At 70.2% G+C, this 12,908-nt stretch carries 8 protein-coding genes and 1 pseudogene; all 9 read right to left on the bottom strand.

Annotated elements, in window-relative coordinates; translation table 11 throughout:
• Positions 1-17: 17 nt before the first annotated feature.
• The 9 genes and pseudogenes from H1Q64_RS17885 to H1Q64_RS17845 all read right to left on the bottom strand — a co-directional run bounded on the left by H1Q64_RS17885 (position 18) and on the right by H1Q64_RS17845 (position 12,886).
• The gene (locus H1Q64_RS17885) at positions 18-2,708 is read right to left on the bottom strand and encodes an MGH1-like glycoside hydrolase domain-containing protein (RefSeq protein ID WP_237906454.1); all 2,691 of its coding nucleotides are present in this window, start codon (positions 2,706-2,708) and stop codon (positions 18-20) included.
• 3 nt (positions 2,709-2,711) lie between these two features.
• On the bottom strand, positions 2,712-4,775 hold the full coding sequence (locus H1Q64_RS17880; protein ID WP_237906453.1) for an amylo-alpha-1,6-glucosidase: 2,064 nt from the start codon (positions 4,773-4,775) through the stop codon (positions 2,712-2,714).
• A gap of 15 nt (positions 4,776-4,790) precedes the next feature.
• The gene (locus H1Q64_RS17875; protein WP_237906452.1) at positions 4,791-6,884 is read right to left on the bottom strand and encodes an FAD-dependent oxidoreductase; all 2,094 of its coding nucleotides are present in this window, start codon (positions 6,882-6,884) and stop codon (positions 4,791-4,793) included.
• On the bottom strand, positions 6,877-7,884 hold the full coding sequence (locus H1Q64_RS17870) for a VOC family protein (RefSeq protein WP_237906451.1): 1,008 nt from the start codon (positions 7,882-7,884) through the stop codon (positions 6,877-6,879). Before H1Q64_RS17870 ends, H1Q64_RS17875 begins: the two co-directional genes overlap by 8 nt.
• Positions 7,881-9,443, bottom strand: a complete 1,563-nt coding sequence (locus tag H1Q64_RS17865; protein WP_237906450.1) for a GMC oxidoreductase — start codon at positions 9,441-9,443, stop codon at positions 7,881-7,883. Before H1Q64_RS17865 ends, H1Q64_RS17870 begins: the two co-directional genes overlap by 4 nt.
• A complete protein-coding gene (locus H1Q64_RS17860) occupies positions 9,424-10,257 on the bottom strand; it encodes an MIP/aquaporin family protein (RefSeq protein ID WP_237906449.1) in 834 nt (277 codons plus the stop codon). The genes H1Q64_RS17865 and H1Q64_RS17860 overlap by 20 nt, the downstream gene beginning before the upstream one ends.
• A gap of 3 nt (positions 10,258-10,260) precedes the next feature.
• The gene (locus H1Q64_RS17855) at positions 10,261-11,109 is read right to left on the bottom strand and encodes an SDR family oxidoreductase (RefSeq protein WP_237906448.1); all 849 of its coding nucleotides are present in this window, start codon (positions 11,107-11,109) and stop codon (positions 10,261-10,263) included.
• A 431-nt stretch (positions 11,110-11,540) separates the two neighbouring features.
• A pseudogene (locus tag H1Q64_RS17850) lies at positions 11,541-11,976 on the bottom strand (DDE-type integrase/transposase/recombinase); the annotation flags it as partial.
• Positions 11,977-11,989: 13 nt separating this feature from the next.
• Positions 11,990-12,886, bottom strand: coding sequence for a LysR family transcriptional regulator (locus H1Q64_RS17845; protein WP_237906447.1), 897 nt, complete (start codon positions 12,884-12,886; stop codon positions 11,990-11,992).
• Positions 12,887-12,908 lie beyond the last annotated feature (22 nt).

Genomic DNA, 12,908 nt, shown 5'->3' with positions numbered 1-12,908 from the left:
GGGGGCAACCGGCTCCGCTACGCGTCCACGACCTCGCCGGGGCTGCGCGCTTTCCAATAGTCCGGAATGTCCGTCCGGTGGCGCCGCAGGACGAGATTGGCGAGCAGGCCCGTCCAGCCGGTCTGGTGGGCGGCGCCCAGGCCCTGGCCGGTGTCGGCGTGGAAATATTCGTAGAACAGCAGCAGGTCGCGCCAGTGCGGGTCCTCGTGGAAGTGCGGCTGCGTGCAGTAGACCGGCCGCCGGCCGGACTCGTCCGGGCGGTAGAGCGACACCAGCCGGTCGGCGATCAGGGTGGCGATCTCCTTCAGCGTCAGCTCCCGGCCGCCCAGGCAGGGCACCGGCACGCGGTAGGCGTCGCCCAGGAAGCGGTGAAACTTTTCGATGGATTGCACCAGCGTGTAGTTCACGGGCATCCACACCGGACCGCGCCAGTTGGAGTTGCCTCCGAACAGGCCGGAGGTGGACTCGCCCGGCACATACTCGATCAGCGCCTGGCCGACGCCGGGCAGGTCACCCAGGTGCCGGTGCTCCGCGTGGATGCGGCTGACGCTGCGGATGCCGTAGTCGGACAGGAACTGGTCGCGGTCCAGAAGCCGCTGCAGGATGCGCGGCAGCATCGTGTGATCGACCAGCGCCAGCAGATGCTCGCCCCGGTCATTCTCCCAGTCCGGGCAGGCGCAGACATAGCTGCCCTGGAACTTGCCGCCCTTGTGGGTGGTGAGCATGCGGCGGAAGCGGGGCACCCGCTCCAGCAGGCGGCGGTCCACCACCTCCGTCGCGAACAGCGGGATCAGCCCGACCATGGAATAGACGTTCACGCGCGAGACCTTGCCGTCCGGGCACACGATCAGGTCCTTGAAAAAACCGTCCGCCTCATCCCACAGCGACACCGCCCCCGGCGCATGGCCGCCGATGGCGTTCGCGATGCTGAGGAACTGCTGGTAAACCTGGATGGCGATGTCCTCGTAGTCCGGGTCTTCCGCCGCCAGTTCGAGCGCCATCACGACCATGTTCAGCGCGAACATGGCCATCCAGCCGGTGGCGTCGGCCTGCTTCAGGCTGTAGCCGGGGGGAAGCGGCTGCGAGCGGTCGAAGACGGAGATGTTGTCGAGCCCGAGGAAGCCGCCCTCGAACACGTTGTGCCCGTCGGCGTCTTTGCGGTTCACCCACCAGGCGTAGTTCAGCAGCAGTTTGTGGAAGACGCGGTGCAGGAAATGCGTGTCCCCCTCGCCGCGCTGCACCCGCTCCGCCCGGAAGACCTTCAAGGCGGCCATGGCGTGCACCGGCGGGTTGACGTCGCCGAAGGCCCACTCATAGGCCGGGATCTGGCCGTTGGGGTGCAGGAAGCGTTCGGAGAGCAGAACCTCGATCTGGTCCTTGGCGAAGTCCACGTCCACCAGTGCCAGCGCCGCGCAATGGTAGGCGAGGTCCCAGGCCGCGAACCACGGATACTCCCACGTGTCGGGCATGGAGATGATGTCGGACGACGTCAGGTGCTTCCAGGACCGGTTGCGGCCCCCCTTGCGGCTGTCCGGCGGCGGCAGCCGGTCGCCGTCCAGCCAGCGCGCCACGTCGTAGTGGAAGAACTGCTTGCACCAGATCATGCCGGCCAGCGCCTGCCGCAGCACCCGCTTGTCCTCCGCGTCCGCGTCGGGCAGCAGCGCGTCGTAGAAGGCGTCGGCCTCGCGGCTGCGTGCGGCGAACACGGCGGCGGTGCGGGCGAAAGGCCGATCCAGGGGCACGGCGGAAAGAACGAGATCCACGGCGCGCGCCTCCCCCGCCGGCACGTCGAGGACATACCAGGGGGCGGCCTTGGTGCCCTCCAGCGCCGGGTTGACCGCGCCGGTCTCGTTCTGGATCACGCGGCGGTGGAAGCTGTCCTTGATGTAGGGGGTGGCGTTGGGGATGCCCCACAAGCGCTCCGCGTTGCTGTCGTTCTCGGTGAACAGCAGCTCGGCGGGGGCGGAGCCGTAGAGGTGGTAAGCGCCGAGGTCCGGATGCTCCGTCCGGATCGCCCAGGCGGCGCCCGCCGGCGGGGCGACAGCGCGCAGGATCGGACGCGCTTCATCACCCGACCAACTCCACGTGTTGCGGAACCACAGGGTGGGCAGCAGGTGCAGCGCGGCCGGGTCGGGGCCGCGGTTGGCGGCCTCGATGCGGATGTGAATCTCCTCCGGGCTCGCCTTGGCGTAGGTGACCTCGACGTCCCAGCTGCGCCCATCGTCGAACACGCCGCTGTCGAGCAGGCCGAAGGGCGGGTCGGTTCGCCCGCGCATGCGGTTCTCGAAGAGCAGGCGTCCATAGGGGAATTCGGCCTGCGGGTATTTGTAGAGGTAGCGCAGCCAGGAATGGCTCGGCGTAGCGTCGCGGTGGAAATAGAACTCCTTCACGTCCTCGCCGCGGTTGCCCTCGTTGCCGGTCAGGCCAAAGGCGCGCTCCTTCAGGATCGGGTCGCGGCCGTTCCACAGCGCCAGCGCGAAGCACAGCCGCTGCCGGTCGTCGCTGATGCCGCCCAGCCCGTCCTCGCTCCAGCGATACGCGCGGGAGCGCGCCTGGTCGTGGCTGAAATCCTCCCAGGCCGTGCCGTGGGGGCTGTAGTCCTCGCGCACCGTTCCCCAGGCCCGTTCCGACAGGTACGGACCCCACAGCCGCCAGTTCTCCGCGCCGGAGCGCTGGGCCTCAAGCCGTTGCCGTTCCACGTTTCGCATGGTTCATGTCCTCCCGTTCGATGATTTTGCTTGTTCCAGCCGCCACCACGCCTCCAGCACGCAGGCGACCGACCAGGCCTGGACGGGGCAGCCGCGCGGCCTGTGCGGCGGGTCGCCGTCGAAGATTTCGCTGACCTGGCCCAGGGCCGCGTCGGTCAGGTGGTCGGCGATGGGCTCCAGAAGCCGCTGCGCGGCCTTTGCGTCGCCGGTCACCCGATGCACCGCCAGCGCGAAGGGCCCGAGCAGCCACGCCCAGACCGGTCCCTGATGGTAGCCGCCGTCGCGCTCCCATACGCCGCCGCGGTAGTGGCCGCGGTAGTCGGGGTGGTCCGGGGCGAGGGAGCGCAGGCCGTGGCTGGTCAGCAGCGCCCGTCGGCATTCGGCGACCACGCAGGCCTGGACCAAGGGCTCCAGCGGAGAGTGCGGCAAGCTGACGGCGAAGATCTGGTTTGGCCGGATGGAGGCGTCGTCGCCGTCCGGGCCGTCGATCACGTCGTACAGGCCGCCATCGGGCCGAACGAAGCGCCCGAAGGAGCGCCGCACCCGCTCCGCCGTCTCGCGGTATGGGGCGGAGGTCTGGCCGAGCCGGTCCGCGAAGCCGGCCATGGCGCACAGCGCGTTGAACCACAGCGCGTTGATTTCCACCGGCTTGCCGTGCCGGGGCGTCACCACCCAATCGCCGATCCTGGCGTCCATCCAGGTCAGCTGCAGCCCCGGCTCCCCGGCGCGCAGAAGGCCATCGGCCGGGTCCTCCCCGATGCCGTAGCGGGTGCCGCGGCGGTGTTCGTCGATGATGCCCGCCAGCACCGGGAAGGCGCCCGCCAGCGCTTTCACGTCGTCGGTGGCTTCTAGGTAGGCCCGCCACGCCTCGACATACCAGAGCGCCGCGTCCACCGTGTTGTAGTCGGCCCGCTCCCCGGCCCCGGGGAAGACGTTGGGCAGCATGCCTCGGTCCACGAAGCGGGCGAAGGTCTCCAGGATGCGCCGAGCGCTGTCGGCCCGCCCGGTGGCGAGCGTCAGGCCGGGCAGGGCGATCATGGTGTCGCGGCCCCAGTCGCCGAACCACGGGTATCCCGCGATCACCGATTGCCCGTCCGGCACTTCGGGCAGGGGCCGCGCGAAGAGGAAGCTGTCGCAGGCCAGCACCAGTCGCCGCACCCAGCCCGGGGCCCCAGCCATTTCTGGCAATGCGTCGTCGGCCTTCGCCAGAACCGCGGCCTCCTGCGCGCGGCGGCGGGCGAGGGAGGCGGCGGTGTCCGTGTCGGCCTCGGCCTCCAGGCTGCCGACCACGCCCACCCATCGGCCAGGGCGAAGGTCGAAGACCGCCTCGCCCACGCACAGGTGATGGTCCACGGGCGGAAGGCCGCGCTCCTCCTCGACGGGCAGCAGGAAGTCGGCGTGCCAGTCGCGGCGGGGCTCGATCCGCCCGCAGGGGGCGTGGAGCGTCAGCGCGAAGCCGCTGGGCTCGACCACGCGCAGGCGGTTGGGGCCGTCCATCTGGAGGTCCGGGGTGAAGCCGTGGCGGTCCGTGGTGCCGTGGTGGTCGCGGCCGTTGACCAGCAGGGACACGCGCAGGGCGACGCCATCTCCATCCCCGGCGTCGGCGTGCAGGCGCCACGCGGCGGTGACGGTGTTGGCGCCCTGCTCCAGCCACACCCGCGCCTCGACCCGCCGGCCGGCGGCCGCGAAGGTCCAGACCGGGATGCGGCCGTCGAGCTGGAAACTCTCCGCATGCTCATGACCGGTGGGGGCGATGGCGCCGCTCGCCCAGCGGTTGGTGAAGAGCGGCCAGTTCCGCCCGTCGACAACCAGCGTTGCGTCGGCCTTGGCGAAGACCAGTCGGCGCCCGAGCGGCGGCTCCACCGGGGCGACCAGCAGGCCGTGGTAGCGCCGCGTCAGGCTGCCCGCGATGGTCCCGGCGGCGTAGGCGCCAAGCCCGTTGGCGAGCCACCATTCCCGCCGCTCCGCCTGGGCCAGATCGCCGCAGACCGCGCGGCCGAAGCGGACCGGCATCAGATCCATGCCGTCGGTGAGGGTGGATGGGGGACGCGTCATGACCAGGGTCATGGCCCTTCTCCTTTCTCAAGAGGCGCGTTCCAGCGCGGGGGCGGGCGGGGCGAAGGAGGCCGGCTTGGGCGCGCGGTCGGCCGGGCCGGTGATCAGGCGGGTCCCCTGGCGCAAGGTCAGGTAGGCCCAGAACCACTCCACGGCCACGCCCAGCCGGTTGCGCATGCCCGACAGGAACAGAATGTGCACCACGCCCCACAGCCACCAGGCGGCGGCGCCGGTCAGGCGGACCCGGCCGAAATCGGCGACCGCCGCCTTGCGCCCGATGGTGGCGAGGCTGCCGGCGTGGCGGTAGCGGAAGGGTGCCGGGGCGGGCCGCCCCTCCAGCCGGGCGCGGATCACGCGGGCGACATGGGCGCCGCCCTGCTTGGCCGCCGGGGCGAGGCCGGGCACCGGCTGGCCGTCCCAGCCGTGGCTCAGCGCCGTGTCGCCGAGGGCGAAGACCTCCGGCAGGCCGGGCACCGACAGGTCGGGGCCGACGGGCACCCGGCCGGCGCGATCACCCGCCACCCCCAGCCAGCGCGCCGCCGGCGACGCGACGACCCCCGCCGCCCAGAAGACGGTGCGCGCCGCGATCCGCGTGCCGGAGACGGTCACGCCGCCCTCCTCCACCGCCTCCACAGCACTTCCGGTCAGGACGGTCACGCCCAGCGCTTCCAGCGACGCGGCGGCCTCGGCGGACAGAGACTCCGGGAAGGTCGGCAGAAGGCGCGGGGCGGACTGCACCAGCAGGACGCGGGCCTCGGCCGGGTCGATGGCGCGGAACTCGCCCTCCAGACCGTGGCGGGCCAGCTCGGCGATGGCGCCGGCCAACTCTACGCCCGTAGGGCCGCCGCCAACCACGACGAAGGTCAGGAAAGCGCGTTGCTCGTCCGGGGCGTCGCTGTTCTCCGCCTCCTCGAAGGCGAGCAGCAGGCGGCGGCGGATCTCCGTGGCGTCCTCGACCTTCTTCAGGCCGGGGGCGACGGGCTCCCACTCCTCGCGGCCGAAATAGCCGTGCCGCGCGCCGGTGGCGAGCACGAGATGGTCGTAGGGCACCGCGCGCCCGTCCTCCAGCCGCACCGCGCGGGCATCGGAGTCCACGCCGACCACGCGGCCGAGCAGCACGCGGGCGTTCGCCTGGTCGCGCAGCAGGCTGCGGATCGGCGTGGCGATGTCCGCTGGCGACAGGCTGGCGGTCGCCACCTGATAGAGCAGCGGCTGGAACAGGTGGTGGTTGCGCCGGTCGATCAGCGTCACCCGGCAGGGCGCCTGCGCCAACCCGCGCACCGCCGCCAGCCCGCCGAAGCCGCCGCCGACCACGACCACATGCGGCGCGTCGTCTGGCAGCGGTGGCGTGACGCCGGCCAGCCGCGGCCAGCGGCGGACAATGGTGTGGCGGATATGCCTGTCGAGCGACAGCGGCCCCGGGCCGAAGACCGCGACCACACCCAGCAAAAGGGGCCAGGAGAGCGCTGCGCCGGCCGGCATCAGCCAAATCAAGGCCAGGGCCACCAGTCGGGAGCCCAGACCCAGGGTCAGCAGAAGGGCCCCGATGGTGCCGGCCGGGTCGCCGGAGCGTGCGGCGATGCCCGCCACCAGCAGCCGCAGCGCCACTTGGACGGCCGGTCCGCCACGGCGGGTGACGGCCTCCAGCAGGCGCGCCGCGGGCTTGGCGAAGGGCAGGGCGCTGTCGGGCAGGCCGCGCGCCAGCCGCCGGTCGAGCGACAGCGGCCCGGCGCCCATGACCACCAGCCACGCCAGCAGCGCGGCCTGCACGAGGTGCGCGTCGAGCGGCCGGTAGGCGAACTGCGCGACCAGCACGAGCGCCAGCATGGGCAGCGCGGCGAGGCGCGTGGCGAGGCCCAGCGCCAGCAGCGGCGGGTACAGCAGCTCGATCCCCGCGCCGATCCAGGCGGCGGGCACCGGGTTCAGCCAGGGCACCGGGTATTCGTACCGGGCGAGATAAAGCGCCTGCTCCCAGTCGTGCAGCTTGACGATGCCCGACACCCAGAAGGCCTGGGCCAGCCACAGGCGGACGCCGAGGTCCAGCGCCGGCCCGATTGCTTTTTGAGCGAGCGGCAGCGCGTCGCGCGCGGCGACGGCGGTGCGGAGGAGGCGGTCATTCATGGCTCAGCTCCGTGTGCCGGGAATTCCCGAGGGGATTGCCGAGGATGTAGGCGTGCCCGTCCGGGTCGTGCGCCATCACCGCGCGGGCGAGGCCGAGGGCCGGGTCCGGCAGGAGCACGGCGGCCGGGCCGGGATCGTCGTCGGTCAGCAGGGTCACCTGCTCGTGCCACAGGTCGTTGGCGCGTGTGTCGGCGGGGGCGGGGCGACCGTCGCGCGGGGCGAGGTATTCCAGGAACTCGATGCCCGGCCCGCTTGGGGCGCGCAGGGTGGTGATGCGCAGCCGGGCACCGAAGACGTTGTTCAGATGCTCCTGCTCCGTGCCGTAATTCTCGCTGGTGCCGGCGACGCGCAGGCCGAGCCGGTCGCGGTAGAGGGCGAGGCTGGCGTCGGTGTCGGCGACGACGATGGCCGTGTGGTCGATGCCGAGGAACAGCCGGCCATCGGCCCCCTGCCAGCGCGGATTGCCCTTGCCCGGTGGGAACTGGAGGATCTCCAGCGGGTTGCCGTCCGGGTCCTTGAAGTAGAAGGCGCGGATGCCGCCGGCGTTCGGGTTCCAGGCCGGCAGGGTCTGCGGCCCGGTGGAGGCGTGGCGCACCTTGGCCGCGCGCAGCCGGGCGTAGGCGGCGTCCATGTCGCCGGTGATGATGGCGATGTGTTGGAACCAGCGGTCATTGCTGCGGGAATCCACAGGGATCGGCCGGCCCTCCGGCGCGAGGTACTGGATCAACTCGATGGCTTCCGAACCAAGCCGCAGGCGCACGATGCGGATGCGGGCGCCGAAGACGCCGGTCAGCCGCTCGTAGGCGTCGCCCGCGACCTCGGTGTCGGCCACCGGCTCGAAGGTCAGGACGTCGCGATAGAAGGCCAGCGCGCGGTCCATGTCGGATACGGTGATGCCCACCGAGTCCACCGCGCGAACGGTCTGCCCCCGGACGGCCGCGGCCGACAGCAGGACGACGAAGCCCACGAGGAAGAGGATGGGGAGGGGCGAGCGTTTCATGCCGCACCCCCCTGCGCGCCCAAGCGCGCGGCCAGATGGACGCCGACGCGGATGGCGTTGGCGATGATGGTCAGCGTCGGGTTCACCGCGGCGCTGCTCGGGAAGAAGCTCGCGTCCACGACGTAGAGGTTGTCGAGGTCGTGCGCTTTGCAGTGGACGTCCAGCGCCGACGTTTCCGGGTCATGGCCGAAGCGGATCGTGCCGTTCTGGTGGCCGGTGCCGGCGATGGGGATGCGCTTGCCGAAATAGGCCTCTCGCGGGATCAGCGTGCGCTCGCAGCCGATGTGGCGCAGCAGCTGCTTCAGCTTGGCGGTCAGCCGCTCGTGCGCCTCGACATTGTTGGGGGTGTAGCGCAGGGTGATGCGCCCGTCGCGGCCGACCTCCACCCGGTTGTCGGGGTCGGGCAGATCCTCCGACGTCAGCCAGAAGTCCAGCGCGTGGGAGGCGAAGCGTTCCGCCGCACCGGCCGGCAGCAGGCCGTGACTCTCCGCGGAAAACATCGCCGCGTCGGTCTTGCCTAGCATTTGGATGTGGCCGAGCGGGAAGTCCCAGTCGTCCGCCCCGAAGTAGAAGTCGTTGAGCCCCAGCGTCTTCTGGAAGCGTGTCGGGTTTGGCCGCCGCGACACGGCGATCAGCGCGGAGTTCAGGTGGCACATGTAATGCCGCCCGACCACGCCCGACCGGTTGGCGAGCCCGCCCGGATGCCGGTCGCTGGCGGAGCGCAGCAGGAGCGCCGCGGAGTTGATGGCCCCGCAGGACACCACGACGATGTCGGCCCGGTGGGTTTCCTCCACGCCGTTGCGGCGGACCACCACGCCGGTGACCTCCCGGCCAGACGGGGTGGTTTCCAGCCGGTCCACATAGGCGCCGGTCAGCAGAGTGACGTTCGGGTGCTCCAGCGTCGGTGCGATGCAGGTGACGTGCGCGTCGGCCTTGGCCTGGATAAGGCACGGGAAGCCGTCGCAGGTGGAACAGCGGATGCAGGCGCTGCGGTGGGGAGCGGATTCGTCCAGCCGGATGCCGACCGGCAGGGGAAAGGGGCGCTGGCCGGCGCGCTTCAGGTCGTCGAACAGCGCCTGGATGCGCGGCTCGTGGCTGACCGGCGGGTGTGGGTAGGGATCGTCGCAGGGCGGCTCAGTGGGGTCGCTGCCCCGCTCCCCATGCACGGAATAGAGCCGTTCCGCCCGGGTGTAGTAGGGGGCGAGGTCGGCGTATGAGATCGGCCAGGGCGGCGAGATGCCGGCCCGGTGATGCAGCGGGGCGAAGTCCCGCTCCCGCAGGCGGAACAGCACGGCGCCGTAGACCTTCGTGTTGCCGCCCACGCAATAGTGCGTGCCGGGGTGGAAGGCGCGGCCGTCCTTGTCGTACCAGGTCTCCGCCGCCTTGTACTTGCCCTCCACCACAACGGCGCGGGAATCCCAGTTCTCGCGCTCGCGGGGCAAATGCTCGCCGCGCTCCAGCAGCAGGATGCGCTTGCCGCTCGGGGCCAGATGGTACGCCAGCGTGCCGCCGCCGGCACCCGAGCCGATGATGATCACGTCATACCGGTCCGTGGGCATGGACTCCTCCCTGATTGATCAATCGCGGCGCCCTGCGGGCGGGCTGGCCGCAGAAGATGCAGCGGCTGCGCGAGTCGTGGTTCAGCTTGGCGCAGCGCACCGGCCGCCGGCCCGGAAGGCGCCGGTACACCTCCACCGCCAGCAGCATCCCAAGCGGCGGCGCCATCGCGTAGATCCAGGCCCCCGTCCACAGGCCGCTCGGGACGGCGGAGGCCAGCGTGCGGGCCGGGTTGATGCTCATCCCCGACAGCGGCGCCGCCGCGGTGATGAAAAGCGCGACCAGAAGACCGGCACCGGCGCCGGTGAAGCGTTCCCACCCCGGGCGGTTGGTGGTGACCAGCACCATGCCCATCAGCAGGAAGGCCATGGTCAGCTCCGCGGCGAAGGCGGCGGCCGTGCCGGCCGCGCCCGGCACGGTGGCGATGGCAGCGATGGGCGGGCTTGTGAAGCGCCGCCCCAGCAGTACCGCGACCAGAAGCGCGCCGCCCAGCCCGCCCAGGCATTGGAAGGCGATGTAGAAGGCGGCGTCCGCCGGCCGGACCTTGCCCAGACGCAGGAAGGCCAGCGTCACCGCCGGGTTGATGTGCGCGCCGGACCTCCGCCCCCAGGGGGAGTGGATGATGGCGACCGCCGTCAGTCCCATGGCCGCACCCATCAGCGCGCGCCGCAGCACGGGCGAGGGCAGGGCCTGGTGCAGGGGCGATCCCGGATGTTCCAGCAGCGTGGCGCACAGCCCGGCGGAGATCATGAACAGGCCGAGCCCCGCGGCCTCCATCAGGTATTCCGGCCAGTGGTTTCGGAGCAGACCGGCCATGGCTCAGCCTCCGGCTTCGAAACCGGGGTAGAGCGTCATGCCGCCGTCCACGAACAGCGTCGTGCCGGTGATGTAGTCGGCGGCGTCGCTGGCCAGCCAGACCACCGCGTTGGCGATGTCCTCCGGCTCCCCGATGCGCCTGGCGGGGATCAGCTTCAGCAATTCCGCGTGAGCCTCCGGCGTTTCCCAGGCTTCGCGGTTGATGGGGGTGCGGACGGCGCCCGGCGCCACGCCGACGACCCTGATACGGTCCGCCGCCAGCTCCTGCGCCAGGGTCTTCATCATCAGCATCACTCCGCCCTTGCTGGCAGCGTAGTTGACGTGCCCGGCCCAGGGAATGACCTCGTGGACGGAGCTGACGCAGACGATCTTGCCGAGCGCCCGCGAAATCTCCGGGCGGAGGCCCTGGCGCTTGAAGGCGCGCACGGCGGCGCGGGCGCACAGGAACTGGCCGGTCAGGTTGACGCCGATCACCGTGCTCCACTGCTCCAGCGTCATCGCCTCCAAGGGCGCGTCGCGCTGCAGGCCGGCGTTGTTGACCAGGATGTCCAGGCCGCCGAAGGCCTCGACGGCGCGGGCGAACATTGCCTCCACCTGGTTCTCGCGCGACACGTCGGCCTTGACCGGTAGGGCGCGCGCGCCGGCATCGCGGATGCTCTCCGCCACCATGCCGGCGGCTTCGTCGCCCGACACGTAATTGACCACGACGTCCGCCCCGGCCTCGCCCAGGGCCAGTGCGATGGCCCGGCCGATGCCGGAATTCCCACCGGTGACCAGCGCCCGCTGCCCGGCCAGCGGGCGCAGCTTTCCTGTCGCCGGCCCGCGCAGGGCCAGCCCGAAATCGCCTTCCATAGCGTTCTCCCTTGGAATTACGGAGCCGTCACAGCAGCCACGTGGCGGGGGACACGAGCGCCACGACAACGAAGACCACGGCGGCTTCGCGCTCGGCCCTCGACCAGCGTGCCCAATCGCGGGCGAAACTACGCAGGATGCTCATGACACCCTCCCTCAGCGGCCATTACGTCATGCCGCCAGGGTAGGCCGGGGGATGGGGGCTTGTGAAATTGCCCTGGTCAATCGGTTCGATGCAGGGCGGCTATGCTCATGCCCAACCTCTGTGCCGTCGATGCCCACGATCAAGAGGTCGTAGCACCGTGTCTCTGGCCTGGAGTGAGGTGCGATTCCAAGATGAACAAGGGTATGCCTGGAGAGCGGTCTGGATTGAGCTGGTCCCCGTTTCCCGGACAGAATTGCGGCTGGGATAAGCTTGGTTCAGGTTTGTGTTATGCCGCCAAACTGATCTGGTTGGGTGTGCCCTCGCAGGCCTCCGCTGGGGTTCTGCCACCGAGTGCGGAGTGCGGCCGGTCGGCGTTGTCGTCGTCGATCCACCGGCCGCGCCATCGCCTCCTCCACTGCCTCCAGGCAGAACTCGACGTCCATGGTGTTCGACAGCCGCCAGCTCAGGACCTTGCGCGTCGCCCAATCCATCACCGCCACCAGGGACAGGAAGCCCCGGCGCATCGGAAGGTAGGTGATGTCAGCGCACCAGACCTGGTTGGGTCGGTCGATGGTCAGGTCGCGCAGCAAGTACGGCCAAATCTTGTGCTCGGGGTGCCGCACCGTCGTCTTCGGACGCTGGTAGACCGCCTGCAAGCCCATCCGCGCCATCAGGCGGCGAACCCGCTTGCGGTTGATCTCATGGCCGTGCCGGCGCCGATGAGCAACGCCCCGCTCAGCGCATCTCCATCAGCAGACGCCGCAGCCAGGTGCCGGAAGGGTCGGCCTCCGTGCGGCGGTGCCAGACCAGCGAGTAATTGAAATTCGGAATCAGGAACGGCAGCGGGAACGACAGCAGGCCTTGCGACAGAGCGATCGATTCCAGGCGTGACGGCAGGGTGGCGATCATCTTCGTCCCGACGATGGCGGTGATGTTGCTCATGAAGCTCGGAGAGCGCAGGGCGATGCTCCGGTGACGTCCGATGCCCTTCAAAAAGACATCGATCGGGCTCAAACCCGAGGCGCGGAACTGGGCGATCGCGTGTGGGTAGCGCAAATACTCATCAAGAGAAATACCATCGTCGATCAACTCCATCAATGGGTGGTCCGCGCAACAGAACCCGACGAAGCTGTCATGAAAGAGGAATTGTGACAGGTAGGGTGATTCCGGTGGCTGAAGCCCCCAGAAGGTGCAATCGAGCTCACCGCCGGCCAGTTGACTCAGGGTGTTCTCACCGACGTTGATCATTTCCAGCGTCACGTTGGGGGCGATCTGCTGAAGCTTCCGGGTCAGCCTGGGCACGATGGTCAGGGCGGCGAAGTCGCTGATGCCGATCCGGAAATGACGGCTGTCCTCGACGGCGTCCGATCCGTCGGTGTTCATCAGGGTGCGGACGGATTGGAGGATCCCCGCCACCGGGCCAATCATTGATTGCGCCCGCTCCGTCGGCACAAGCCGGTTGCGGGCGCGCACGAACAGCGGGTCGTCCATCAGGACCCGGAGCCTGTTCAGCGCATGACTGACCGCCGGTTGGCTTAGCGCCAGTTGCGGAGCGGCATCCTTCACGGAGCCGGTGCGCGCGATCGCGTCGAAAACCACCAGCAGATTCAAGTCGATACGGTTCAAATTCATGGCGTGAATTCCGGTCTTCAGA

It is taken from the genome of Azospirillum brasilense, assembly GCF_022023855.1.
Classification (GTDB): Bacteria; Pseudomonadota; Alphaproteobacteria; order Azospirillales; family Azospirillaceae; genus Azospirillum; species Azospirillum brasilense_F.
The sequence above is the reverse complement of the archived record's forward strand: the minus strand, read 5'-3'. Positions and strand labels throughout refer to the sequence as shown.